At 65.1% G+C, this 23493-nt stretch carries 26 protein-coding genes and 1 pseudogene; 17 read left to right on the forward strand and 10 right to left on the reverse strand.

Features of this window, described 5'->3' with window-relative positions; all coding sequences use genetic code 11:
* Positions 1 to 20 precede the first annotated feature (20 nt).
* The 3 genes from FYC77_RS03880 (at position 21) to FYC77_RS03890 (ending at position 1748) form a co-directional block, all read left to right on the forward strand.
* Complete coding sequence (locus FYC77_RS03880; protein WP_149080198.1) at positions 21 to 221, forward strand: YgaP family membrane protein; 201 nt, start codon at positions 21 to 23, stop codon at positions 219 to 221.
* Between the two features lie 203 nt (positions 222 to 424).
* Positions 425 to 1024 (forward strand): alpha/beta hydrolase, encoded by a 600-nt coding sequence (locus FYC77_RS03885; RefSeq protein WP_149080199.1) that lies wholly within the window; start codon positions 425 to 427, stop codon positions 1022 to 1024.
* Positions 1025 to 1319: 295 nt separating this feature from the next.
* A complete protein-coding gene (locus tag FYC77_RS03890) occupies positions 1320 to 1748 on the forward strand; it encodes an RDD family protein (RefSeq protein ID WP_149080200.1) in 429 nt (142 codons plus the stop codon).
* A 51-nt stretch (positions 1749 to 1799) separates the two neighbouring features.
* Here the strand turns inward: FYC77_RS03890 and FYC77_RS03895 are convergent, their stop codons facing one another.
* On the reverse strand, positions 1800 to 2234 hold the full coding sequence (locus FYC77_RS03895; protein WP_149080201.1) for a bis(5'-nucleosyl)-tetraphosphatase: 435 nt from the start codon (positions 2232 to 2234) through the stop codon (positions 1800 to 1802).
* Between the two features lie 140 nt (positions 2235 to 2374).
* Between FYC77_RS03895 and FYC77_RS03900 the strand changes: the two genes are divergently transcribed.
* The 5 genes from FYC77_RS03900 to FYC77_RS03920 all read left to right on the forward strand — a co-directional run bounded on the left by FYC77_RS03900 (position 2375) and on the right by FYC77_RS03920 (position 7663).
* Positions 2375 to 2710 carry an uS10/mL48 family ribosomal protein gene (locus tag FYC77_RS03900; protein ID WP_149080202.1) on the forward strand — a complete coding sequence of 112 codons (336 nt, stop codon included), beginning with the start codon at positions 2375 to 2377 and terminating at the stop codon, positions 2708 to 2710.
* 90 nt (positions 2711 to 2800) lie between these two features.
* Complete coding sequence (locus tag FYC77_RS03905) at positions 2801 to 4075, forward strand: amidohydrolase (RefSeq protein ID WP_149080203.1); 1275 nt, start codon at positions 2801 to 2803, stop codon at positions 4073 to 4075.
* 187 nt (positions 4076 to 4262) lie between these two features.
* Positions 4263 to 5996, forward strand: coding sequence for a M48 family metallopeptidase (locus FYC77_RS03910; RefSeq protein ID WP_149080204.1), 1734 nt, complete (start codon positions 4263 to 4265; stop codon positions 5994 to 5996).
* 119 nt (positions 5997 to 6115) lie between these two features.
* Complete coding sequence (locus FYC77_RS03915) at positions 6116 to 6877, forward strand: LemA family protein (protein WP_149080205.1); 762 nt, start codon at positions 6116 to 6118, stop codon at positions 6875 to 6877.
* 9 nt (positions 6878 to 6886) lie between these two features.
* On the forward strand, positions 6887 to 7663 hold the full coding sequence (locus tag FYC77_RS03920) for a hypothetical protein (RefSeq protein ID WP_149080206.1): 777 nt from the start codon (positions 6887 to 6889) through the stop codon (positions 7661 to 7663).
* Positions 7664 to 7733: 70 nt separating this feature from the next.
* On the opposite strand, the gene FYC77_RS03925 is transcribed toward FYC77_RS03920, so the two are convergent.
* The 4 genes from FYC77_RS03925 to FYC77_RS03940 form a co-directional block, all read right to left on the reverse strand.
* Complete coding sequence (locus FYC77_RS03925) at positions 7734 to 8753, reverse strand: hypothetical protein (RefSeq protein ID WP_162354469.1); 1020 nt, start codon at positions 8751 to 8753, stop codon at positions 7734 to 7736.
* Between the two features lie 54 nt (positions 8754 to 8807).
* On the reverse strand, positions 8808 to 10214 hold the full coding sequence (locus FYC77_RS03930) for a geranylgeranyl reductase family protein (RefSeq protein ID WP_149080208.1): 1407 nt from the start codon (positions 10212 to 10214) through the stop codon (positions 8808 to 8810).
* Between the two features lie 123 nt (positions 10215 to 10337).
* A complete protein-coding gene (locus FYC77_RS03935; RefSeq protein WP_149080209.1) occupies positions 10338 to 11540 on the reverse strand; it encodes a PQQ-dependent sugar dehydrogenase in 1203 nt (400 codons plus the stop codon).
* Complete coding sequence (locus tag FYC77_RS03940) at positions 11537 to 11890, reverse strand: hypothetical protein (RefSeq protein ID WP_149080210.1); 354 nt, start codon at positions 11888 to 11890, stop codon at positions 11537 to 11539. Before FYC77_RS03940 ends, FYC77_RS03935 begins: the two co-directional genes overlap by 4 nt.
* 515 nt (positions 11891 to 12405) lie before the next feature.
* Here FYC77_RS03940 and FYC77_RS03945 point away from each other — a divergent pair.
* From FYC77_RS03945 to FYC77_RS03955, 3 genes are read left to right on the forward strand one after another with little or no spacing between them, the layout of a single operon-like run.
* Entirely contained in the window at positions 12406 to 12633 is a 228-nt protein-coding gene (locus FYC77_RS03945) for an antitoxin VapB family protein (RefSeq protein ID WP_149080211.1), read from the forward strand.
* Positions 12620 to 13018 carry a type II toxin-antitoxin system VapC family toxin gene (locus FYC77_RS03950; protein WP_149080212.1) on the forward strand — a complete coding sequence of 133 codons (399 nt, stop codon included), beginning with the start codon at positions 12620 to 12622 and terminating at the stop codon, positions 13016 to 13018. The genes FYC77_RS03945 and FYC77_RS03950 overlap by 14 nt, the downstream gene beginning before the upstream one ends.
* A gap of 38 nt (positions 13019 to 13056) precedes the next feature.
* Complete coding sequence (locus FYC77_RS03955) at positions 13057 to 14319, forward strand: DUF6498-containing protein (protein WP_149080213.1); 1263 nt, start codon at positions 13057 to 13059, stop codon at positions 14317 to 14319.
* A 109-nt stretch (positions 14320 to 14428) separates the two neighbouring features.
* Here the strand turns inward: FYC77_RS03955 and eif1A are convergent.
* Positions 14429 to 14722 (reverse strand): annotated as a pseudogene (gene eif1A / locus FYC77_RS03960) (translation initiation factor eIF-1A); the annotation flags it as partial.
* 204 nt (positions 14723 to 14926) lie between these two features.
* On the opposite strand from eif1A, the gene FYC77_RS03965 reads away from it, so the two are divergent.
* Both FYC77_RS03965 and FYC77_RS03970 read left to right on the forward strand, forming a co-directional pair.
* Positions 14927 to 15106 carry a DUF7470 family protein gene (locus tag FYC77_RS03965; protein ID WP_149080215.1) on the forward strand — a complete coding sequence of 60 codons (180 nt, stop codon included), beginning with the start codon at positions 14927 to 14929 and terminating at the stop codon, positions 15104 to 15106.
* 84 nt (positions 15107 to 15190) lie between these two features.
* A complete protein-coding gene (locus tag FYC77_RS03970; RefSeq protein ID WP_338016483.1) occupies positions 15191 to 15382 on the forward strand; it encodes a hypothetical protein in 192 nt (63 codons plus the stop codon).
* Positions 15383 to 15463: 81 nt separating this feature from the next.
* Here the strand turns inward: FYC77_RS03970 and FYC77_RS03975 are convergent, their stop codons facing one another.
* Both FYC77_RS03975 and FYC77_RS20335 read right to left on the reverse strand, forming a co-directional pair.
* Positions 15464 to 17437 (reverse strand): DUF460 domain-containing protein, encoded by a 1974-nt coding sequence (locus tag FYC77_RS03975; RefSeq protein ID WP_149080216.1) that lies wholly within the window; start codon positions 17435 to 17437, stop codon positions 15464 to 15466.
* Between the two features lie 152 nt (positions 17438 to 17589).
* A complete protein-coding gene (locus tag FYC77_RS20335; protein WP_202911768.1) occupies positions 17590 to 18048 on the reverse strand; it encodes a hypothetical protein in 459 nt (152 codons plus the stop codon).
* Between the two features lie 126 nt (positions 18049 to 18174).
* On the opposite strand from FYC77_RS20335, the gene FYC77_RS03985 reads away from it, so the two are divergent.
* Together FYC77_RS03985 and map are read left to right on the forward strand one after the other, a co-directional pair.
* Positions 18175 to 19086, forward strand: a complete 912-nt coding sequence (locus FYC77_RS03985; protein WP_149080352.1) for an isoaspartyl peptidase/L-asparaginase — start codon at positions 18175 to 18177, stop codon at positions 19084 to 19086.
* Positions 19087 to 19485: 399 nt separating this feature from the next.
* Complete coding sequence (gene map, locus FYC77_RS03995; RefSeq protein ID WP_149080217.1) at positions 19486 to 20382, forward strand: type II methionyl aminopeptidase; 897 nt, start codon at positions 19486 to 19488, stop codon at positions 20380 to 20382.
* A gap of 136 nt (positions 20383 to 20518) precedes the next feature.
* Here the strand turns inward: map and FYC77_RS04000 are convergent, their stop codons facing one another.
* Entirely contained in the window at positions 20519 to 20719 is a 201-nt protein-coding gene (locus tag FYC77_RS04000; protein WP_149080218.1) for a DUF7835 family putative zinc beta-ribbon protein, read from the reverse strand.
* 262 nt (positions 20720 to 20981) lie between these two features.
* On the opposite strand from FYC77_RS04000, the gene FYC77_RS04005 reads away from it, so the two are divergent.
* Together FYC77_RS04005 and FYC77_RS04010 are read left to right on the forward strand one after the other, a co-directional pair.
* A complete protein-coding gene (locus tag FYC77_RS04005; protein ID WP_149080219.1) occupies positions 20982 to 21524 on the forward strand; it encodes an HIT family protein in 543 nt (180 codons plus the stop codon).
* A gap of 102 nt (positions 21525 to 21626) precedes the next feature.
* Complete coding sequence (locus FYC77_RS04010; RefSeq protein WP_149080220.1) at positions 21627 to 21857, forward strand: hypothetical protein; 231 nt, start codon at positions 21627 to 21629, stop codon at positions 21855 to 21857.
* A gap of 180 nt (positions 21858 to 22037) precedes the next feature.
* Here FYC77_RS04010 and FYC77_RS04015 read toward each other — a convergent pair whose 3' ends face one another.
* Entirely contained in the window at positions 22038 to 23291 is a 1254-nt protein-coding gene (locus FYC77_RS04015; RefSeq protein ID WP_149080221.1) for a tRNA (N(6)-L-threonylcarbamoyladenosine(37)-C(2))-methylthiotransferase, read from the reverse strand.
* Between the last annotated feature and the right edge of the window lie 202 nt (positions 23292 to 23493).

A 23493-nucleotide genomic window follows, 5' to 3' on the forward strand; every position in this document is an offset into this window, starting at 1 on the left:
CTCGAAGCCGAACTGAGATCATGGACAAGAACGTTGGCGGACCCGCTCGGCTGCTTCGGTTCGTCATCGGTGCAACGTTGCTCACGTTCGGATACCGAAACCGGGACCGGACGATCGGAACCATCGCGTTTCTCTGCGGGAGTGATCTCTTCGCGACGGCGGTCATCCAGCGGTGCCCGGTCAACGCGGTGTTCGGAATCGACACCTGCGGAACTGACTGATACGGACGACTGTCCGTCAGTGGCGGTTCAATCACAGGACTGCTCGACTGCTCGCGGTTGCACCGGGAAATCGGGACACAGACCGTACGGTCGTCCCTCGAGCACCGGTGGCAGGTGATGTCTCGACTGGCTCCGCTTCTGACGATCTTCCGACCGGTTCCGATTTGCGGGCTTTGATTATCGCCCACGTCCAACGCCGGACGATGACGGACGTACTGATCCCTGGCGGCCGAGACGTCCGCGCCACGCTCGAGGAACCGGCGACCGACACCGAGGCGATCGTCGTCGCTTGTCCACCACATCCCGAACACGGCGGGTCGCGAAGCGACGGCCGACTCGTCGCAGTCGGCGACGCCCTTCGTGAGTCGGGGATCGCCTGTCTCCGATTCGACTACGGGGCCTGGGACGACGGCTACGGCGAGCGCGAGGACGTCCGAAACGCCGTCCGGTGGGTCGCCGACCGGTACGACCAGGTCGGCGTCTTCGGCTACAGCTTCGGCGCGACGCAAGCCCTGCTCGCGTCCGCCGACGTCGACGCCGTGGACGCGGTTTCGGCGCTCGCACCGGCTGCCCGGCTCGCGGACGACCTCGAGGCGGTTCCCGCACTCGAGTCGCTTTCGATCCCGGTCCAGATCCTCTACGGCGAGCGGGATACGACGGTGGAGTGGGAACCCGTCGTCGAGCGGGCGACGGACCGGACCGACGAGGTGACGGCGATCCCGGCCGATCACTTCTTCGTCGGTCAGCGCCAACCGATCGCCGCCGACGTACGCGCGTTCTTCGAGCGCACACTGCTCGAGTGATGTCTGGTACGGATTCCTGTACCGATCTACCGGCGGTGAGTCGAACCGTGTGAGACGAGTCTCGGTGGAGGAGTGTAGCGAGTCCACCGTTGCAACCGCCGCCCGGGTCGCGGCTGCGCCGGAAATGACGTACAGTAAACCGTATGAGAGGTTCTGTGGAGGCCATACCGGCGTGACTGCTCTCGCATCGTGATCTCCTCCAGTAACCTGTCGTGGCAATCCGTCCGTCCTCTGAGGACACAACAAACACTACGGGATATAAAATTATATACTATTTGAATAAAATAGCTGAGGCATGGAAAAACATCCAACACCGCGGATGGGAACCAACGGAGACGTAATCGGGCCCAGAATGCTCGCGTTCATCATCGATAGCATCATCATGACGCTCCTGGCGGTAGCTCTCCCGGTCATCGGATTCGCGATCCACGACGTGGTCGGACTGGTGCTGGCGCTCGTCGCGGTGATCGCCGTGATCGTCTACGGGTTGTTGCTCGAGGGGTTGTACGGGTATACACCCGGAAAGTATCTGATGGGGCTCGTCGTCGTCAAATCGGACGGCTCAGACTGTACGATCGGTGCGTCAGTCCTGCGAAACCTGGCGCTGATCGTCGACAACCTGCCGTTTATGTACATCGCCGGCATCGTGCTGATCTTCGTCACTGACGAGAACCAGCGCGTCGGCGACCTGGTTGCGGATACGGTCGTCGTCAAACAGCGGTAACGTCCGGAGACGCGTCTTCCGACGCGCGTCGACCGCGCTTCGAGTCGGTTCTTACTCTTCGTCAGCCTCGTGTTCGTCGAGGAACTCGTCTGCCTGTTCTAAGATCTCGCGGGGGCCGTCCTGGGTAACGGTGTTCACTGCCTGTTCGTAATCGCGCCACTGCAGGTCGCGGTGTTCGTTCGAGAGCTCCGCACTCGCCTCGAACGACTTCGCGATGAAGAGGTGAACGGTCTTGTGAATCGTCGTGCCGTTCGCCTCGAACACGTAGTCGTAGTCCTCGCGAAAGCCGTCGAGGAGCCGGAACTCCTCGATGCCTGCCTCTTCCTTTACCTCGCGGATAGCCGTCTGTTGTAGCTCTTCGCCTCCTTCGACACCGCCCTTCGGAAACTCCCAGTCGCCCGGGCGGCTCTTGAGTAGAAGATACTCGCGCCGGCCCCGCGTGTCGCGGAAGAGGATCGCGCCTGCGCTCGTAGCTTCGACTGCCATTGACAAGACTAATAGATACGACGTTAAGAGAATATCGGACCGTTCGTCGTTCGGACACACCAGTGGTCGAAGATTGACACGACGGACCCGATCACAGCAGATTTTTACGCGCCGGCCGTGGACGATTCGACACCGGAACCATGACCTTCGTCACCCGTCTCACGCTTCAAAGCGGCGATCGCGCGGCACTCGACGGCATCGTCAACGACATCAAATCGACCGCGGAACGGAAGGGTGCAGCGCTGAAAGGACCCCACTCACACCCCCCCGAGACGCGGTCGGTTCCCCAGCACAGCCGTCTTCACGCCGACGACGACCGGCGCTTTTCCGCCTGGGAGTATACGATCTTCACCCGCGAACTCGAGATCCACGGCCACGACAACCTCGCGCGGAACATCGCCTCACAGAACTTTCCGGATTCGGTTCACATCGAGGCCGAAGTCGAACAGATCCACGGCGCGGGTCGCGGAAACTGAGCGACGCTCGCAGACGCGACACTTCGAGGGCCGCCGCCATGGTTTCTCGAGACGACGGCATTTATGCCCCGAGCATTCGTTGGGTCCGCTATGACCGCAGACGACCTCGTCTCGCTTCGGCGAGACCTCCACCGGAAGCCCGAACCCGCCTGGCGGGAGTTCTACACGACGGCGCGGATCGTCGAGGAACTCGAGTCCAGAGTCGACCTCGACGAACTCCACGTCGGTCCAGACGCCATCGCGGGCGATCACCGACTCGCCGTTCCGGACGACGCCGAACTCGCCGCATGGTACGAACGGGCCCGGGGGGCCGGCACGGACGAGGCAATCCTCGAGCGCCTCGAGGGCGGCTATACAGGTGCCGTCGCCGTCCTCGAGAAGGGGGATGGGCCGACCGTCGGACTGCGCGTCGACATCGACGGCCTCCCGCGCGAGGAGTCCGACGACGCCGACCACCTGCCGGCCGCCGAGGGGTTCCGCTCGGAGAACGACGGTGCGATGCACGCCTGTGGCCACGACGCTCACGCGACGATCGGTATCGGCGTGATAGAGCGGATCGCCGAAAGTGAGTTTTCGGGCACGCTGAAGGTGTTCTTCCAGCCCGCTGAGGAAGTCATCGGCGGCGGCAAATCGATGGCCAAAAGTGAGCACGTCGAGGACGTCGACGCCCTGCTCGCGGTCCACATCGGACTCGACCATCCAACCGGCGAGGTCGTCGCGGGTGTCGACGGCTTTCTCGCCGTCTCACACCTCGAAGCGACGTTCACCGGCGAACCGGCACACGCCGGCGGCCACCCCGAGCGGGGGCGAAACGCCGTCCAGGCGATGGCGACGGCCGTCCAGAACCTGTACGGCATCCCCAGACACAGCGACGGTGCGACCCGGATCAACGCCGGCGTCGTCGAGGGTGGGAGCGCGGCGAACATCGTCCCAGAGGAGGCCCGGATCGTCGCCGAAGTCCGTGGCGAGACGACCGAGCTGATGGAGTACGTGCGATCGAACGCCCGCCAGGTCCTCCGGAGCGCCGCGGAGATGCACGGCTGCGACGTCGAGATCGAACCGGGCGCGGAGGCCCCGAGCGCGACGAGCGACGACGAACTCGTCTCGATCGTCGCCGACGTGGCTGCGAGGACGGACGGCGTAGATAGCGTCCTCGAGCGCGACGACCTCGGCGGGAGCGAGGACGCCACGTTCCTGATGGAGGCGGTCCAGGAAAACGGCGGCACGGCATGCTACGTCGGCGTCGGAACCGACCACCCCGGCGGCCACCACACGTCGACGTTCGACGTGGACGAGCCGAGCATCGGCTACGGAGTCGACGTCCTGGCCGGCTCGATAGAGCGGGTCGGGCTCGAGAACCGCTGAGGGCCGCCAAAACCCGAGAACCCGTGACTACCACCCCGTGAGGAACATACGGCTCTCGGCTGCACTCCGGGACCCGTCGAGAACGACCACGATATTTGTCCCTCGAGACGGATCATTCGAACGATATGCCATCCCCGCAGTCACCCTCCGCCCGGTCCGAGCCGCCGCGACTTGAGGTGAACTCGCCGTGACGGCGATCCGCACCCGAGCGAGCCTCCTCGTCCGTACGGTCGTCGCCGCCGGCTGCTGTCTCGCGCTCTCGAGTGCCGTCGTCGGCGCGGCCCTCCTGCTCGTCGCCGTCCCCGTCTACGCGGGGGTTCGCTACGGCGTCGAAGCGTTTTCATCACCGACGTTCGTTCCCGGTACTGACTCCAGTCTCCTCGTCGAACCGGTGGCCGCGGCGCTCGTGATCGCGGTCGCGATCACCTGTCTCGTCGCCGTCGAACTGTCGCTGCGAACCGTCCGCACCGCCCGCGAGCGCGGGTCGCCGGCGGGCGCGCTCGCACAGGGAACTGTCGAACTCGCCTCGTACGTGCTGTTGCTCTCGTCGCTGCTGATCGCCCTGGCTGCCCTGCCGTTCCTGCGTTCGACACTCCCCGATCCCGCGTTCGCGCTTCTGATTCTGCTCGGCTTTTTCTACCTGGTGACGGTCAGCTACGTCTGGGCCGCCCACGAGTGGCTTCGCTCGAGGGACGGTGTGGACGACGAGCGCACGACCGGCGGCAACTGGCTCGTCCTCGTCGTCTTCGCCGTCGGCTACCTCAGCGCAGCCGTCTGGCCAGGATTCGCCCTGCTCGTCGTCGCCGCCCTCGGCTGGCTCGTCTTCGGTTCGATTCTCGCACCCGACCACGTCGACCGGGTTCGAGACGCCGTGGAGCGCCGCGCCGCCGAGAGTGCCGAGGAGGAGCCCGTCGATCCCGCCAACGTCTACGGTTTTACGGACGAAGTCGAACGGATTCGCGTCCGCCTGGAGCGAACTGCGGGCCCGCGGGCCGCGGCCCTCGCGGCGATCGGTGCGCTCGCCGCGGCGGGCGGGAGCTACTGGGCGGCGACCCGCATCCCGACGGAGACCCTCGCCGTCTCGCTGGCGGCCGCGAGCGCACTCGTACTCGTCGGGGTCTACGCAGGCGGCGCGATCCGCGCGGAGTTCGCCGGTGACACCGCCGTCCTCCGGGATCTCGAGGATCGATTCGACCTCGAGACGCTCGCCGCGGGCGAGCCGGCGGGTCAGGTCGCCGGTGGGACGGAATCGGGTTCGAGCGCAGCGGTGGACGGCCAACGGTCTCGAACGCAACTGGAGTCGCTCGTGACCCGACTCGCCGGGCAGGCCGACCTTCCGACTCCCGAAATTCGGGTGCCCGAGCGCGACACGCCGATCGCGCTGACGGTTGGCTACCGGCCGGCCGCGTCGACGCTGGTCCTCTCGCGCGGATTGATCGAGACGCTCGAGGAACGCGAACTCGAGGCCGTCGTCGCCCACGAACTCGCCCACCTCAAAAACCGGGACGCCGCGGTGCTCACCGCGCTGTCGGCCCCCGGTGCCGTCGCGCGGCTCTCTCGCAGCCGGTACGGCTACAATCCCGTCGTCGAACCGCTCGCGGCGGTCGTTCGGATCGCGAGTTGCTGGTACGTCGCCTTCGTCTCTCGCGGACGCGAGTACGCCGCCGACGACGGCGCGGTCGCGATCACCGGCGATCCAGCAGGCCTCGCGAGCGCGCTCGAGGCGCTCGATCGTGATCTCGAGCGCCGGCCGCATGAGGATCTCCGCGAGCGGGATACGGCCGTCGCCTTCGCCATCGTCCCGCCGCCGTGGGACGAACACCGCTTTTTCGACCGGACGCGACGGTTCGTCACGCGAACGATCTTCGGCACCCACCCGTCGACGGAGAAACGGATCGACCGACTTCGGGCTCGACTCTGACGACCCGTTCGCTCGATGTGCCTCTTTCAGAGCGAACACCGAGCCGTCGACGACGCCGACCGATACCCTCCCGAACACTTCGAGAAAATTCAAGTACTAGCTATCGAATTACTATCGAAATGGCCTGGTTCGTGACGATCGTCCTCGGATTCGCTGCCGCGATCGCCGGCTACAGCGGCCTCAGGTACGTTGGCCGGGTGGAGACGACGGTTCTCGAGGCCAGCGAGCGCTGTGACCGCGCCTGGGCGAACGTCGATGTTCTGCTCGAGCGACGCCACGACGAGGTCGGGGCGCTGATCGACCTCGCGGTCGAGCACGTCGAACACGAACGGGACGTCCTCCAGGAGCTACTCGACGCCCGCGAACGCGCGATCGAGGTCCAGCAGCCGGCCGAAGCCGCGGCTGCGAGCGTCGAGATCCGGGAGGCGATCGACGACCTCTACGCGGTCGCCGACGAGGTACCGGCGCTCCAGTCGGCCGACCGCTTCGACGACGTCCGGGACAGCCTCACGAATATCGAACAACGCCTCGAGACCCGTCGCGAGTACTACAACGAGGCCGTCGCGGCCTACAACGTCCGTATTCGACGGTTTCCCGAACGACTCGTCGCGGCCAGACACGGACTCGAGCGCCGCGAGCCGTTTCGCGCCTCGGCAACCGCCCACGAGGGAATCGACGTCAGCGATCGGTTCGGCGGGGCTGGCGAGAGTTCGGATGCCAGCGGCTCCGACGGGAGTTCGAATGTCGGCGACTCGAGCGAGGACGGAGCCGACGATCCGCCGGGTGATGACGGGGACGACGATCCGCCGGGAACGGGCTCGAGCGATGATGGAGGCGACGAACGAAACGGAACCGCTGGCTTCGGGGCCGCCCCGGAGTGAGGTCGACGCGTGATCCTCGCCGTCTTTCTCTACGCGGCCCTCCTCATCGCGTCTGCTTCCGGGACCGTGGTCGGCGTGGTGACCGTCGCGAAGGGGTTCGCCCGCTACCGCCAGGCGGTGACGATCACCGACACGCCGCTGTCTTCGCCCGACGCCGTCGCCGTCGGGCCGGCGGCCGTCTCCGGAACGGTTTCGACCGGCTCGCCGCTTGCGGTGCCGGTCATCGGCGGCGATTGCGTCGCCTACGACCTGTCCGTTCGAGACTCGGGCTACGGCTCGAGCCGCCGGCCGCTTTCCGAGCGGCGAGTCGCGTCGTTTTCCCTCGAGACGGAATCGGGACGGATCGAGGTCTCGCCGGAGGCGGTCGAGGCCGCCGAGTTCGACCTCTCCGAGGAACGACGAGCGGAGCGAACCGTCGAGAGCTACGAGAACCCGCCGGAGCAGGTCGTCTCGTTCGAGCGAACGCGGAACCTCCCGGAACGAGGGATGCAGTACGACCGAACGTTCGACCTCGCGTGGATCGAACCGGGAGACGAACTCTACGCGTTCGGCCGCGTCGACGCAAACACCGGTCTCGAGACGGACGGCGGGACGGCCGGTTCGAAGGGAACGATCCTCCGCGACGGCGACGTCACGCCGTTTTTCTCCGATAAACCGCCCGAGGAACTCCTGCGAGAACGGCGATTCGGACTCGTGTGGTCGGTCTGTAAGGGTCTCGTAGTCGCGACCGTCTCACTCGTCGTCTTCCTCTGGCTCTCCGGGATCGCGCCGCTATTTTTGTTGTAGTGGCGGTGACTCGAGTCGAAACTAATCAACGTCTCACATCGCAATTAATCCGCGTATCACATCAGACTGGTCAGCGTCTCCGCGTTTCGGGCGACTGCGAGCCGCGAAGGAGTCCCTCGTACGCCCCGGCAACCATCGAGCGAACGAGCAACTGGCCGTAGAATCCCAGCCCGATGGCGACGACGATCATCCCCCAGACGATCGCCGCCCCCGGGCTGGTCCCCAGCACTCGCGCGTAGAGGCTGAGTTCCGCGTACAGGGTCAGAACTGCGAGTGCGACGAACAGGGCGGCGAACGTCCAGAACCGGCCGATCCGGTAGCCGCCGTGGAGTACCCGTCGCGTCTCCGGCGGGAGCGTCGACTCCCACGCCGCGAATCGGGACACGCCGCGTGCGAACGGTGACAGCGCCATGGCGACGAATCCGATCGGAACGAGCGGGAGCGTCCGAAGCGAAAGCTCGAGGCCCGAGTCGTCGGTTCGCGAGCCTGCGGCGCTCGCGTCGTTCGATTCTTCGACATCCGCGTCGAAATTCTCCGCGAGCACCGGCGAGTCGCTGACGACCCACAGCGGCGGGGCGGGTGCGGTCTCCGGGTCGGTCAGGCGCGCCCGACACTCCGTACAGAACCCCGAGTCCGTCTCGTCGAGCGCGCCCAGAAACGACGCACGCTCGAGCACGCAGCCTCCGTGGGTGGTATCGAGGCCGAGTAGCCGCCCCATCTGTTTGTGCACCTGTTTTTCGATGCGCTCGGTGAACGATTCCTCCGCCTCATCGAAGCAGTAAGTCGAGACGACCGCGCTCGTGCCGCCGACCTCCCCCAGTCCGAACAGCCGGTCTTGCCCGTCGTGGCGAATGCCGGCGGCCGTCAGTCCGATCGCGAGATCGGCCTCGTTAGCGTCCGCGATCGCATCGAGGAGGGGTGCGCTCTCGAAGAGTTCCTCGTCGGTGTACGGCGACGGCTCGGGGTCGCACACGCGGTCCGGATCCGGACCACGGCGGCGTCTGGCGACGATTCCGAACGTCCCCTCGAGCGTCTGGCGGGCGGTCGAGATCGTCGTTCCGGAGACGTCGCCGAGAGTAACGATGTCCACGGTCGGTCGGCGTTCGGGTGGAAAGATCGGCATCGCTAGCTCGCGGACACGAGGTCAGTACTTCGGGTCCGCACCGGTCGTCTCGTAGACGGCGTCCATCAACTCGTCGCGTCGGTCCTGCCAGGCGGCGAGGCCGTCCGGACTCGAGGGATAGTTCTCGTAGTGTGCGAGGAGGTCGTCGGCACAGCGTTTCGTCTGGTAGAGGTTCCAGACTGTTCCCCAGTGGCCGCGGCTCTTGAGCAGCGCCTCGAGTTTGAGCTTCGTTCCGATGTCCGTACTCCCCGAGTAGAGCGCTTCTGCAAGCTTTTCGCCGGGCATCGCGGCGAGCAGCCCCATCAGATCGTCGACGTCGATCGCCGTCGAAAGGATGTTGTAGACGTCGAGCGCGGCGTACCGTGCCCCGAAGTGGTCCATCACGCGCTCGTTGTACGCCCAGAGGACCTCCTCGCTCGGATCGCCGGTCTCGAGGGCTTCGACGATCCGATCGGCGGCGTACTTGCCGGCGTAGGCCGCGCCGGCGATGCCGCCGCCGGTCGTCGGGTTGACGTGTCCCGCCGCGTCGCCGACGGCGACGTAGCCGGGGTGGACCGCGGAGTCGTACGGCCGGCGGGTGGGGAGGGCGGCACCGAGTTTGTCCTCGACGTCCGCGTTCCTGAACTCCGTGCGATTCTCGAGGTCGCGTTTGAGGTCGTCGACGAGTTTCATGGGTTCCTCGGTCATCTGGAAGCCCAGCCCGGCGTTGATCTCCGTCTCCGTGCGCGGGAAATACCAGAGATAGCCCGCCGCCCGGTCGGTCGGTTTGAAGACGAGGGCATCGGACCACTCGACCGGCTCCTCGACGTGGACGATCTCGCGATAAGCAGAACAGAAGTGTGAGTAGTTGACGTTGGTGTCGAACGTCGAGTCGCCGAAGTCGACCTCGTCTTGCAGAACTGAAAGCGAGCCCGCGGCGTCGACGACGACGTCGGCTTCGTAGGTTACGGGTTCGCCCTGTCGGATCGCGTCGACGCCGGTGACGCGGCCGCTTTCGGCCTGGCGGACGGCCGTGACGACGGTGTCGTAGTGGAATTCGGCACCGACATCCGCCGCACCCTCGATGATCCGCTTGCCGTACTCCCAGCGATCGATGACCGCCAGTTCGCCCGGCACGGGAATCTCGAGGACCGTATCCTCCTGTGGGATCTCGAAGCGGCCGTGGTCGACGTCCGTGTTCGTAAACGCGGGTTCGATCTGCGACTTCGGAATCGACTCCGGAAACGCGTCCGCACCCTTCAGGGCGTCCCCGCAGGCGATGTGGCCCGCTTCCTCCTCGGATTTCCGCTCGAGGACGACGACGTCGTACCCTTCCCGTGCGACGGTCGCCGCGGCGTAACAGCCGGCGGTTCCGGCACCGACGACGACCGCGTCGGGCGATCGCGTTCCACTCGAGGCGGCTGCGCCCGACTGCTCCTGTGTACTCATACCCACACTGTCGACACCCCGGTAAGAAAACGTTTTATGGTCGTTCTTGTCGCTCGAGCGAGCGGATCCGTCGACTACGCGGCCGCCTTCCCCTCGAGCGACGTCGCGACTCGGGCTCGAGTATCACTCGTCGGTTTCCGGTGGAACGAGCCGAACGATCGGCGCGTCGCTGTCGTCGACCGCGACGTAGAGAGACTCTGTATCGGGGGCGACCGCGACGTCACGGATCCGCCACCCGCGGTCGGCAAGCAGCGCCTCGAGTTCCTCGACGTCCCGGCCGTCGACGGCGAAGCGACCGAGATACTCCCCGGCGAGGTTGCCCACGAAGAGGTCGCCCTGCCAGTCGGGGAACGCCTCGCCGTCGTAGAACGTCGCGCCGGCGGGCGGAAAGCCGCCCGTGTTGCACTCCCAGTAGTAGACCGGGTCGACCACGTCCTCGCGCTCGCGGGGATCGTCGCCGACCGGTTCGTCCGTCCCGTACTCGCAGTCGTAGCCCGCGACGGGCCAGCCGTAGTTGCCGCCCGCCTCGAGGACGTTGATCTCGTCGCCGTCCTCCTCGCCGTGTTCGCTCTGCCAGATCTCGCCCGCCTCGGGGTGGACCGTCATCCCCTGGGCGTTCCGGTGGCCGTAGCTGAAGACCGCGTCTCCCCCCTCGTCGTCGACGAACGGGTTCTCTTCGGGGATCGAGCCGTCGGCCTCGAGCCGAAGCGTGGTTCCGAGGTCATTCGTCGGGTCCTGGGAGACGTGATCCGGGCCGAACTCGTCGAACTGGCGGTCGCCGACGGTGACGTAGAGCCTGTCTTCCGGGCCGAAGACGACCCGGGAGCCGTAGTGGGCGTTCGACCCGACGAACGGCTCGGCCGCGTACAGCACCTCGAACTCCTCGAGCGTGGCTGCCTCTGGCTCGAGTCGTCCCCGGCCGAGGTGGGTGGTCGACTCGTCGCCGTTGGCGTCGGTCGTCGCGGCGTAGGTCAGGTAGAGCCACCGTTCGTCCGGGAACTCGGGGTGGAGGACGACGTCGAGCAGACCGCCCTGTCCGGCGTCGTGGACCGCTGGCGTCCCGTCGATTTCCTCGCGCGCGCCGTCCTCGCGGTCCACGAGCGAGAGCCGCCCCTCGAGTTCGGTGACGAGCAGTCGGGAGTCGTCCGGAAGGAACTCGAGACCCCAGGGCTGGTTCAGCCCCTCGGTAACGGTCTCGATGTCGAACTCGTCGGGATCCGACGGGCCGCGAAGAGAGCCGACGCAGCCGGCGGTCGCGAGTGCGCCGACCGCGACGCCACTTCGCAGAAGCGTTCGACGCGTCGGACCGCGGTCGGAACCGGTCACCGGTGGTTCACCCGTGTCGCGTCTTCTCGAGTGCGCCGTTTGACGGTTGGGGTACGTTCAGAGGGGCTGATTGCTCTCGAGTTCGAGGGCGTTACTCGAGCGACTTTGCTCGGCTTCGTCGACGATACCGCCCGCGCTCCAGCCGCAAACTCGAGCATGCCGACCGCGGCGACGCAGTCGGGACAGTACACCCGCCTCACGGATTCGTACCGATCGGTGAGTTCGGGACAGGGATCCGCGGAGAGACGACTCACCCGATCGTCACGGACCGGTTCGTCACACCGGTCGCAGACGCTCTCGTCGGAGCGGTCGACGCGATCCGCGTCGGCCGCGTCGCGTTTCGAACTCATCGGCGCCGCCCCCCGGGGGCGTCGACTCGAGGGCCACGGACGTCGCCGTCGTCCGCGAAACCAACGGTATCGACTGTGGAACCGCCTCCCGTGGAACCTCCGCCGTCGTCCATGGAATCGCCACAGACAGCGTTCTCGAGCCGAGTGTGTGTGTGTGTGTGTGTGTGTGTGTGTGTCGGTACCGTGGACGCTGTCGCGAACCGCAAGCTGTTCGAAGACGATACTGGACCGTCGTGCGAGACCTTTTTGTCTCGGTACCAGTAATGGAAACATGGCAACCAAGCGGACGCTTGGAAGCCACACGTCTCGGGTGTCCTTAGCACCCGGGGCATTTCGTACGCATGCCCCCGCGTCCGGTTTTGGAGCGCGTGGCTTCCATCGTGACAGCCGCCCTGTAGGATAATATAATTACTGGTGATAGTCGAAGAAGGTCGACCGTCCGCTCGAGACGGCGAGTGTACGCCCATCCACTCGGTCGACGCCAGCTATAACTTTCTACGTGTACAAGTACGTGTATGGGGACGAAGACGATCACCGTCACGGAAGAGGCCTACGATCGCCTCAAAGAGCACAAACGAGAGGGTGAGAGTTTCACGGAGACGATTCTCCGAATCACAGGGGAGAACCGAAACGTGATGAAAGGGTTCGGTTCGTGGGAAAACACCGGTCTTCGCGACGAGGTCGAATCGTACCGCAAAGAGTACACCCGGGACCTCGAGGAGCGCGCGAATGAACTGTCTTGACACGAACGTCCTGATCGATTACCTGGAGGGCAAGGCGTACGTCGGCGAGTTTCTCGCGTCGAGCGAACACACGCCACTCTTCGCGCCGACCCCGGCGTTACACGAGACGTTCGTCGGCGCGGTTCGAACCCGTGGCGCCGACGGCCTCGAGAAAGCCCGCTCCGACCTCGATTGGGTCGAACCGGTAGAGCTGACGATCGACGGAGCCGCGGAAGCCGCGAGAATCGACGGGGAACTCCACAGCGCCGGGGAACCGATCGGGCCGCTCGATACCCTCATTGCGGGCGTCGTTCGTGATGCCGGTGGAACCGTCGTCACACGCGACGACCACTTCGAGCGCGTCGACGGCCTGGACGTGACGCTGATCGGTGACGATGAGTCGTAGCACCTCCGCCACACGCTGACCATTACGACGATCCGTAAATGAGTGTCATCGATCGTGTGCGCGGCGGAATCACGGCGGAGGCGTCCGCCGTCCTCGTCGTGAACCTCGTTCCGCTGGTCGGCGTCCTCGTCTTCGGCTGGAACGCGGCGACGCTCGTGGCCATCTACTGGTTCGAACTCGCCGTCATGAGTTTCTGGGCCGTCGTCCGGGCCGTCTTCGCCGGCCGCCCCTCGGAGTTCGTGCCGGAGATGCTGATCGTCGGCGCGCTCGCGGATCGACCCACCGCGATTCCGATTCCGTTCACTGGAGTCGGAATACAGCTCTCGACGCTCCCGGTGATCGCTGTCCTGGCCCCGATGCTCGCGGTCGTCTGGTTCGTCGTGGGAACCCTGACCGTCGGCGTCGTCGGTTCCGGGGCGCTCGAGGGGGATGCCATCGACACCGTCACTCTCGCCGTCTTCGCGATCTTCCTCGGCGAGGGCGGCCGGACGGCTCTCGAGTACTTCTACCGGCGGGGCTATCGCGAACACAGCGCCCAGACGGCGATCCACGGCGTGTTCTGGCGCGGCGCGGTGTTGTTTTTCGTCGGACTGTTCTGTTCGTTCGTCGCCGCAGTGGCCGATCCCTCGCTCGCCAGCGACGAGCCGATCGGCGACGCCAATCCGACGATCGCCGGCGGCGTCCTCCTGGTCGGCATCGTTCTCACGAAGTTCGGATTCGACCTCGTGGGCGTCTACCGCGACCAACTGACGGCGTATGGCGAATCCTACTGCGTCGACCTCGAGTTGACGGTCGAACCGCCGGCGCACGAAGCGGTGGAGGCGTCCCTGGCGGACGATTATCGACGAGTGCGCCCGACCGTCGGCGGCCGACTGCTCGCGACGACGTCCCACGCGAAACGCCCCCCCGTCACCTTGTTTGTCGGAGTGTTTCCCGCCGTCTTCGCGCTCGGCGGCGTCTGGTCGGGTGCGATCGGACTCGTGATCGTCGCCGTCGTCGTCCCGCTCACGCTGGTCCACGTCGACTACTGGCTTCGCTACGCGGGCGTCGAGTATCGCGTCGGCGACGACGCCATCGTCGCCTACGACCGGTTGTTCCGGACGCCGCTGTGGCGCGTCGAGGCGTGGGACGAAAGCGGTGTCCGCGTCGAACGCGACCGACTCGACGAGTTCCTCGAGACGTCGACCGTGATCGTCGAGCTTCCCGACTCAGAACACGATCGGCGGCTTTCCGGATTGTACGAAGTCGAACCGGTGCTCGAGGTGTTCGATCGCCAGCCCGACGGAGCCGACGTCGACTGATACACCTCGAGTCGGGCCACGAGGTGTGCTTTCGATCGAAATACCCGGCACGCGCTGGCGGCAGCGACGCTCCCGGACGACACAACGGACTATGGAGTACAATCTCGCGTTACTGAATGTGGCCTTCGCGGCGCAACTGGTCGGCGTCGGCTTTCTCGTAGCGCCAGGTGATGTCTGCCTTCTCGTCTTGCCAGTCCCAGGGCTCGACGAGGACGACGTCGTCCTCGCGGATCCAGATGCGCTTTTGCATCTTGCCGGGAATGCGTGCGGTTCGCTCCTCTCCGTCGGCACACCGTACTTTCACCCGATTCGCTCCGAGCATGTTGGTGACGGTCGCGAAGACCTCGTCGTCTTCCGGCATCCGGAGGTTCTTCCGACCACCCTCGCCGTCGTCGCTCATGGCTCGAGATTTACGTCGGAGCCGTTTAACGCTTTATCGATTTCCCGACGAGAGTATCGTCTCCCCTGGCGATTCGAATCGACGATACGGACTGCTGGAACGATGTATCGGGGCGACCGTTGGACGGCCCGCGGTCGTCCCGGAACTGACGGACAGCAGTACGTAGAAACCACGCGTTTTACGTCCCTCGCCTCGAGTCGTCCGGCTATGCTCGACAAACTCGGCCCGGTCGGAATCGTGGGGATCGTGATTCTGCTGGCCGGAATCGGACTCGTCGCGTACGTCAACATCTACATCGCCGCGGGACTCGCGTTGATCCTCGCCGGCATGGGTCTGATCGTCAAATCGTTGATCACGCGGATGCTCCAGAGTTTCGGAATGTTCTGACGGCGACGAGATTAACCCCTCATCGGGTCCGGAGCCAACGATCCGAGGCCCACTCGTTTCGTCGCCTCGTCATCCACGATTCGTATGGCGTATACGCTTCACTACTACGATATCGTGTTGATCTGTATCGCTGTGAGCATCGCCACCGCCGGCGTCGTCGGAACCATGACTACGATCGCGCTCGAGTTCGCGGTCGTCGTCTTTGGGGGGTCGCACTCGCCTTCGCTGGCCACGCGCTGTTCGTCAACGGTCCCGTCGACGAACCCGGGGACCTGACCGAGGAAGTCAGACTCGAGGGGGTGTCGCAGGTGCTGTCGCCGGTACAGTCGGCAGGGTAACGCGGCCGACCGCGATACGCTAGACTTCGTTGTCGCCCGCTCGATGCTCACTGATGAGCTGATCGACCATCGCTGCTTTCCGGTCGAGTTCGCGCTCTCGAGCCAGCTCGTGCCAGTCGTCGATAACCGCCTCGACGTCTTCTTCGCGGGCGACCGCGAGTTCGTCGACTTCCTGCATGGCGACGTCGCCCGCCGGCCCGACCGGAATCTCGGCTTCGAACAGAATTTCGTCGGCGACCTCCGAGAGTCCGCCCTCTTTCAGAACGACGCGAGGGTCGAACTCCGCGAGCAGGTCGGCGGTCGATCGACCTGCCCCGCTGGCATCGCGCAGGTAGACGACGTCGCCGGCCGCGATGCCGTACTGGTCGTCGGCCTCGCGAATCGCACCTTTCGTAAACTTCTCGACAACTTTCACCGGGACGAGCCCCTCTTTTTCCGCGGAGACGTCGCTGAAGTTCGAGTGATCGAGCTTCCAGAGCGCTTTCATCCGTTCGACTTTATCCTCGAGCGCTTCGATCTCTTCGCGGGCCTCGTCGCGTTCGCGCTCGAGTCGGTTCGCCTTGCGCTCGAGGCGGCTCACTTCGCGGTCCTTTCTGACCTTCTTTCGCTCCTCGCGTTTGGAGACGGTGAGTTCGGCCTCGAGGTCCTCGATCCGGTCGTCGCGTTCCTCGAGGCGGTCCTCGAGCGTGCCGACGTGGGACTGGAGGCGGTCGACCTGTCGCTCTAGGTCCTTGATCCGTTTTTCTTCCTCGGTGAGCTCTCGGGGCTCGTGTTCGGTGGACTCCTCGTCGGTTTCGTCGTCTTCCTCGAGATCCGTGAGAACTGCCTCGACGCTCTCTTCGCCGGCGACGACGCGGGCAGTGACTTCGTCGCGGTCGATCCCTGGCGGGAGCTTTCGGGCGATGCGCTCGAACTGATCCTCGTGATCGTCGAAGGCGTACAGCGCGGCGGCCATCGCGTCGCGCTGGTGGTCGTCGTCGTAGGGATGCTCGCGGGTCCGGTGTTGTTTCTCGTCGATCGGGAGGTCCGTCTCGGGCGTCCAGCCCGCGGCGTCGAAGCTCCGGCGGAACTTCTCGACGGTTTCGGGCATCGGCGTCACGTCCGCCGCGACGACGATCGGTCGGCCGCGCTCGACGATCCACTCGATCACCGCAGCGGTGTCGGTCGTTCGCGAACTCCAGACGTCGAGCACCTCGCCCTCGAGACCGACGATGGCGACGGCGGTCGTCGTCCCGGGATCGATGCCAACGATGACGTGATCTCGCCGTTTGACGAGCGGGCGGAACTCGATGCCGTCCCGTCGCTTCCGTTCGATCTCGACGCGAACGTCGCCCGATCGGTTCCGCGAGACGGGAATCTCGCTTGGCTTCCCCTCGACGGTAAACACCGCGTTCGCGTAGCCGCCGTAGGACTCCCGAACCTCCTTTTCGTACTCGAGATTTTCCTCCGAGAGGTCGGACTCGACCTCGCGGGATCGGCGTTTGACCGAGCCGTGGATCCGGCGGGTGTAGCGGTCCTCGCTCCAGCCGCCGCTTCCGGTCGAACGCCCCCTCGAGACTTTGACCTCGGTGGTGTCGGTGAACGCCGATACCTCGTAGCCGACGTTGTGGGCGGCGAGTCTGGCGGCGGCTTCGGCTTCTTTCATCGGCTCCTTGCCGTAGGGGATTCCATGGCGTTTCGCGACGCGGGAGAGCGGTTCCGGCTGTTCGTCGCCGGTCACCTGGACCAGCTTCGTTCCCGTCGGAAGCGAGCCCAGAAAGTGGACGAGCTGGTCTTTGTCCGCGGCCAGTTCGTACATGTTATCCGTCGCGACGATCGCCGGCTCCTCGTCGTCGATCAGCCGCCGGAGTTTCCGGTGGGAGACGACGTCGCGGTCGATCTCCTCGCCGTCGTACTCGACCAGCGCGTAGGAGGGGGCGTCGCCGCGCACGTCGCCGCTCTGGACGTCGACTCCGAAGACGACTGCATCGAGCGCACTCGTTCGCGTGCTCACGGGAGAGTGTAGGGACGAGTCGGGTATAAATCCGACGCGGGAGTTCGTGTGGCTGACGACGGAAACAGGGTTCGGATCGACGACGGAACCGAGAGTTCGTACGACCCACGACGAAGATCGTCACGACCGATCGCCCAGTCCGCTGATCTCACTCACCGTTCGCTCGAGCGGTCGTCGTTGCTACGGTCCGTGGCGCTTCGGTCCGAGGCGGGGCGATCGGCCGACGGACGATCGGTGGATGGCTGGTACGGCGAGTCCGGCCGGTCGGTTTCGGTCGCCCCGTTCGATCCGTTTTCAGCCGCACTCGCCGTGTCCCGCGCTGGAATTCTGTCGGTGTTCGCCGTGACGTCCGTCCGGTTCCAGTATCGGACGACGAGCACGACACCGATCCCGCCGAAAGCGATTGCGGCCGCGAGCAACGCCGTTCGTTCGATGGGCATTAGCCACCCTTCCTCGAGGGCGACCCACCAGGACGCGAGCGCCGTGATCGCAACGACGATCGACGTCGTTCCGACGTCGACGAGGTCCCGATCGTCGTCGATCACCAGCCGGACGATTGCGATCATCGCCATCACGGCACAGAAGCCGACGAGCATCGCGACTGGTGCCATCGTCGACAACGATTCACAACCCGTCGTCGTAAGTGTACAGGTTTCGTCGTCGGTCTCGCGACGACCGTTTCTCGAACCGCTTCCGACACGACAATCGTTATGGGACTCTCGAGCGGAGGGGCGTTCATGCAGGTGCTGGTTCACGGCGGTGCCGGCGGCGTGCCGAACGAACCCGAACCGAGACAGGCGGTGCTCGAGCGAGCGGCCGACGCCGGTTCCGAGCGCTCGGATCCGGTCGACGCGGTCGAGGCGGCCGTGTCGATCCTCGAGTCGTCGCCGCGATTCAATGCCGGCGTCGGGAGCGCGGTCCAGAGCGATGGAGGGATCCGCACCGACGCGGGGATCATGACCGACGACCGGGCCGTCGGTGCGGTGTGTTCGATGCCGAACGTCGAGCACGCACTCGCCGTCGCGCGGGTGGTCATGGAAGAGACGCCCCACGGGTTCGTCTCGGGCGAGCACGCGGTCGCGCTCGCCGATCGATACGGGATCGAGACCGGCGTCGACCTCTGGTCGGACCGGACGCGCGATCGGTGGGAGGACCTCGAGTGTCCGGCGAACGACGGCGCACCCGGAGACGAACTCGAGTGGATTCGCGACCGGTACGGACGCGCCGATCCCGACGGTCGTCGAAACGACGGTCGAGCGGGCGACCTCGATCACGACACGGTCGGCGCAGTCGCCCTCGATGGCGACGGACTGGCCGCGGCGACGTCGACCGGCGGGCGCTGGCTTGCACTCGCCGGACGCGTCGGCGACGTCCCGCAGGTCGGCTGTGGCTTCTACTGTTCGCCGGCCGCTGCCGTCAGCGCGACCGGCGCCGGCGAGGACATCGCCCGCGTCACCCTCTCTCGTCGCGTCGCCAGCCACGCCGAAGGCGGTCTCGAGGCACAGGCAGCGGCCGACCTCGCGATCGAGGAGTTCGCGGAGCTAACCGGCTCGACCGCCGGCGTGATCGTCCTCGACGCCCGTGGGAACGCGGGATTGGCGTTCAACAGCCAGGCGATGCAGACCGCTCGAGCAACCCGGTCGACCTGAGTGAGATTCGACGATCGTCGTTACCCTATCTTTATAATTGTCGACTTCGTGGTTGCGAGTATGCTGAAACCACGGTATCACGCCGCCACGCGGTGTCCTCGCTGTGAGGCGATCGTATCGAACGTACAGGGGGTCGACACCTGTCTCGACTGCGAGTGGACCGACGCCGACTGATACGGATTACTGTAACGATTTACCGGCGCAACCGCCGGACGGGTCGCGGTTGCGCCGGAAATGACTTACAGTAAACCGTATGAGACCGACGACGATCGACCGATCGTTCGATTCTCCTCGAGTTCGGTGACGGATGACCTCGGTCCTGTAAGTTCGGTTTCACACGCCAGTCGTTCGACATGCGGGAGCGGAACCTCTTTTTGTCGACCGATCTAACCCCGGTGCATGGCCGAATCCGAGGTGGACTTAGAGTCCGTGCAATACGAGAAACACCGCGAGGCGGGCGAGATCCTCGCCCAGGTGCGCGAAGAGACAGCCGAGCGCGTCGAGGTCGGTGCAAGCCACCTCGAGGTCGCCGAATACGCCGAGGACCGCATCCGCGAACTCGGCGGGAAACCCGCATTCCCGGTCAATATCTCGATCGACGAGGAGGCCGCCCACGCGACGCCTTCGATCGACGACGAGTCGACGTTCGGCGAGGAGATGATCAACCTGGACATCGGGGTTCACATCGACGGCTGGCTCGCCGACACGGCGATTACGGTCGACCTCTCCGGGAATCCGGAACTGGCGGAAGCATCCGAACAAGCACTCGAGGCCGCGATCGACGTAATCGAGCCGGGCATCGAGACCGGCGAGATCGGTGCGGAGATAGAGGACGTCATCGACGGCTACGGCTTCAACCCCGTCGTCAACCTCACTGGTCACGGCCTTGGCCACTGGGAACAACACACCAGCCCCAACATTCCCAACCGGGCAGTCTCCCAGGGGACGACCCTCGAGGTCGGCGACGTCGTCGCGATCGAACCGTTCGCGACCGACGGCGGCGGCAAAGTCTCGGAGGGTGCAAGCGAGGAGATCTTCTCGCTCGAGCGGGAGGGCAACGTCCGGAATCGCCAGGCTCGCGAGGCACTGTCACAGATCACCGACGAGTTCCGAACGCTCCCGTTTGCGACCCGGTGGCTCGAGACGGATCGCGCGGAGATGGCGCTTCGGCGGCTGAAGCGAAACGACAATGTCCACGGCTACCCCGTTCTCAAGGAGGACGACGGCTATCTCGTCAGCCAGAAAGAGCACACGCTCATCGTCACCGAGAACGGCTGTGAAGTGACCACTCGTTAATTCGACTCGAGACTTCGCTGGGTGCTCGCCAGCCGCTGACTCGACGGTATCGCCGTCGAACGCCGAAGGAGAGCGTCGGCCGCAGAAAACGGGTGACCGCTGTGACCTCGCGTAGTCTTGGGGGCTCGTCTTCCGATCAGGCGTTGTTCATCCGCTGGCTCGTCCGGTGGCCACACTGCTGGCACTCGCTCACGCGGTAGGGTTCGCGGGAGAACTGTGAGTTTTCCTCTTTCATACTCTCGGTCCGAATCTGCACCGAGACTTCGTGGAGCGTCTCGAGGTCGCAGTGGTCACAGTGTTCGGTCATTCCGTTGAATGAGTCGTCTGTCGTTGCCATTGACGGGTTAGTTCCGATAGTATTGTCTTAAACCCACGCTTCATATCGAATCGTGAGTCGGAACGCGAGACGGCTGATTTCGTTGGCTATCGCTTCCCAAAGCGGTTCGACACCGTTTATCCTGTCCGCTAACGCCCCATTTTCAATTCTGGTAACGAGGCGCGGATGCGTTACCACTCGACATGTTTGATAGCCACACTGGCGGCGGCTCTGGGTCGGTGTGCGCCGAACGTCTTTTGGCGACGCTCGAGTGGTATCGGGTATGGACCAGGTGTTCGCCCCGTGGCGCATCGAGTGGATCAGACGCGAGGAGAAAAACGCCGACGTCGAGGGCTGTGTCTTTTGTGAATTGCCCGAACGCGACGAGGACCGGGAGAACCTGCTCGTGGCCCGGAGCGAGCACTCGTTCGTCCTTCTGAACAACTACCCGTACAACCCCGGTCACGTGATGGTCATCCCCCGCGAACACACCGGCGACTACGCCGAGTTGAGCGGCGAGCAACTGCTCGATCACGCCCGCCTCAAACAGCGAACGTTCGAGGCCCTCGAGGCTGCCCTCGAGCCCGACGGTTTCAACGCGGGGCTGAACCTGGGTTCGGGCGCGGCCGGCGGGTCGATCGGCGACCACCTCCACACCCACGTCGTCCCGCGCTGGCACGGCGACACCAACTTCATGCCCGTCATCGGCGAGACGTCGGTGATCGTCGAGGCACTCGAGGACACCTACGACAGGCTCCACGAGGCGTTCGCCGCCCAGGAGGGTGCGACGGTTCCGGGCGAGAACTCCGCCGTCGTCCTCGAGTGATCTCTCTCGGTACTAATCGGTGCACACTATCGACGTCGCCCCATCGTGTCTGCCACGAGACGGGACCGAAAATATATAGCTGTACCGACGGATCACGTCAGTATGAGTCTCGAACCGACGCGGTCGAGTCCCGCCGGACTGGCGCAAATCGTTCTCGGGGTTCTCGTCGTCGCGATCAGCGCCTACGCCATCGTCACGGCGAACCTGTTGCTGGGTGCCCTCACGGTGGCGATCATCCTGCTCGGCTACCTCCTGATCCAGTGGCTCGTCGAGTTCGCCCGGCTCTTCCGTCGGATGGTCCTCGCTCTCGAGGAAATCGCAGAGAACTCGTAATTGGTCCCGATCGGCGACGGCCGGACACCTCGGCAGCTATAGTAACAACTGAAACGGTTCACACACTGATCGCCGACATGTCTGGCGATCAGGTGTGCAATGACGTTCAGTGGCTACTATAGTGTCCACATATGGCCGCTCGAGTAGCATACGGGTGCTCTCGGCCCAGATTCGAATTCCTCAGATCGGCTCGCCGAAGGCGTACATCGTCTCGTGAGCCGTCACCTCGAGGTCGACGAACTCACCTGGCTCGAGTCCGTGTTCGCTCGCGTTCTGGACGATGATCTGTCGGTAGGCGGAGTCGCGACACTTCACCGAGTCGGCGGTGCCCTCCTCGACGACCAGACAGTCCTCGCGACGCTCGCCGACCATCGCCTCGTAGGCCTCGCCGACGATCTCGCGTTTCGCGGCGCTCATCTCCGTCGAACGCTCCTTCTTGATCGTCCCGCCGAGGCCTTTCATCTCCGCGGCGTCCGTGCCGGGGCGCTTCGAGAAGCGAGTGACGTTGACCTTCTCCGGGCGAGTCTCGCGGAGCAAGGCCATCGACTGGGCGTGGTCGTGGTCGGTCTCGGTCGGGAAGCCGACGATGAAGTCCGTCGAGAGCGTCCAGTGCTCGAGTGTCTCGTCGAACGTCTCGATCACCTCGAGATACTCGGCGACCTGATGTTGGCGGCGCATGTCGCCTAAGACGTCGTCGGAGCCGGACTGGACGGGCGCGTGCAGGAAGTCGTACAGCTTCTCGTTTGCGGCGAACACCTCGGCTAACTCCTCGCGGATGCCGTGGACGCCCTTCGGGTTGGCCATCCCCACGCGCACCCGGAAGTCGCCCTCGATCGCACAGATCTCCTCGAGCAGTTCGTGGAGCTTTCGCTCGCCCGTATCCCAGCCGTAGACGCCGGTGTCCTGGCCCGTGATGCGGATCTCCTTCGCACCGGCGTGGACCAGCGCCTCGGCCTTGCGAACGTTCTCCTCGATCGGCGGCGAGTCGATCTTACCCGTCGCGTGCTTCGTGATACAGTACGAGCAGTCGGACATACAGCCGCGGGCGATCGGGAGGATGCCGACGACGCCCTCGAGGATGGGGTCGACGTCCGGGGTCGTCGTCGGACACTCGCCGTTGGTGACCGCCTGGGGGACCTCGTCCCAGTGGAGGACGTCGCCGTCGATCTCGGCCTCGTGAAACTCCTCGCCCTGGGCGAGGGCCATACAGCCGGTGATGTAGAGGTCCGCGGTTTCGTCGGCTAACTCCTCGGCCCGCCGCAACATGTTCCGCTCGGTCTTCTCGACGACCGTGCAGGTGTTGAGGATGGCGACGTCGGCCTCGTCGGGGCCGTCGACCCGGTAGTGGCCCGCATCGCGCAGCCGCCGCTCGATCTCGCGGCTCTCTCCGCGATTCGACGTACAGCCGTACGTTTCGATGTGATACCGGGCCATCCGCGTTACACCATCGTCGGGCGCGAGCGGCCAAAAGCCCGACGGATCGTGCCCACTCTCGGAATCGGTGTGATACGAACCGTGATGAGCCTGTCTGCTGTTTCGGTACGACGGCGACCCGTCGGTCACACTGGCGATCCGGTCGGAACTCGAGTGTTCGTCACGACTGGGCGCTCGCGGTCGTTCTCGATCGGACGGCTCA

It is taken from the genome of Natrialba swarupiae, assembly GCF_008245225.1.
Taxonomy (GTDB): domain Archaea; phylum Halobacteriota; class Halobacteria; order Halobacteriales; family Natrialbaceae; genus Natrarchaeobius; species Natrarchaeobius swarupiae.

Coding starts and splice junctions, on each gene's coding strand:
- FYC77_RS03880 (WP_149080198.1), top strand. CDS start 21: ATGGACAAGAACGTTGGCGGACCCGCTCGGCTGCTTCGGTTCGTCATC.
- FYC77_RS03885 (WP_149080199.1), top strand. CDS start 425: ATGACGGACGTACTGATCCCTGGCGGCCGAGACGTCCGCGCCACGCTC.
- FYC77_RS03890 (WP_149080200.1), top strand. CDS start 1,320: ATGGAAAAACATCCAACACCGCGGATGGGAACCAACGGAGACGTAATC.
- FYC77_RS03895 (WP_149080201.1), bottom strand. CDS start 2,234: ATGGCAGTCGAAGCTACGAGCGCAGGCGCGATCCTCTTCCGCGACACG.
- FYC77_RS03900 (WP_149080202.1), top strand. CDS start 2,375: ATGACCTTCGTCACCCGTCTCACGCTTCAAAGCGGCGATCGCGCGGCA.
- FYC77_RS03905 (WP_149080203.1), top strand. CDS start 2,801: ATGACCGCAGACGACCTCGTCTCGCTTCGGCGAGACCTCCACCGGAAG.
- FYC77_RS03915 (WP_149080205.1), top strand. CDS start 6,116: ATGGCCTGGTTCGTGACGATCGTCCTCGGATTCGCTGCCGCGATCGCC.
- FYC77_RS03930 (WP_149080208.1), bottom strand. CDS start 10,214: ATGAGTACACAGGAGCAGTCGGGCGCAGCCGCCTCGAGTGGAACGCGA.
- FYC77_RS03940 (WP_149080210.1), bottom strand. CDS start 11,890: ATGAGTTCGAAACGCGACGCGGCCGACGCGGATCGCGTCGACCGCTCC.
- FYC77_RS03945 (WP_149080211.1), top strand. CDS start 12,406: ATGGGGACGAAGACGATCACCGTCACGGAAGAGGCCTACGATCGCCTC.
- FYC77_RS03950 (WP_149080212.1), top strand. CDS start 12,620: ATGAACTGTCTTGACACGAACGTCCTGATCGATTACCTGGAGGGCAAG.
- FYC77_RS03955 (WP_149080213.1), top strand. CDS start 13,057: ATGAGTGTCATCGATCGTGTGCGCGGCGGAATCACGGCGGAGGCGTCC.
- FYC77_RS03965 (WP_149080215.1), top strand. CDS start 14,927: ATGCTCGACAAACTCGGCCCGGTCGGAATCGTGGGGATCGTGATTCTG.
- FYC77_RS03970 (WP_338016483.1), top strand. CDS start 15,191: ATGGCGTATACGCTTCACTACTACGATATCGTGTTGATCTGTATCGCT.
- FYC77_RS20335 (WP_202911768.1), bottom strand. CDS start 18,048: ATGGCACCAGTCGCGATGCTCGTCGGCTTCTGTGCCGTGATGGCGATG.
- FYC77_RS03985 (WP_149080352.1), top strand. CDS start 18,175: ATGCAGGTGCTGGTTCACGGCGGTGCCGGCGGCGTGCCGAACGAACCC.
- map (WP_149080217.1), top strand. CDS start 19,486: ATGGCCGAATCCGAGGTGGACTTAGAGTCCGTGCAATACGAGAAACAC.
- FYC77_RS04000 (WP_149080218.1), bottom strand. CDS start 20,719: ATGGCAACGACAGACGACTCATTCAACGGAATGACCGAACACTGTGAC.
- FYC77_RS04005 (WP_149080219.1), top strand. CDS start 20,982: ATGGACCAGGTGTTCGCCCCGTGGCGCATCGAGTGGATCAGACGCGAG.
- FYC77_RS04010 (WP_149080220.1), top strand. CDS start 21,627: ATGAGTCTCGAACCGACGCGGTCGAGTCCCGCCGGACTGGCGCAAATC.
- FYC77_RS04015 (WP_149080221.1), bottom strand. CDS start 23,291: ATGGCCCGGTATCACATCGAAACGTACGGCTGTACGTCGAATCGCGGA.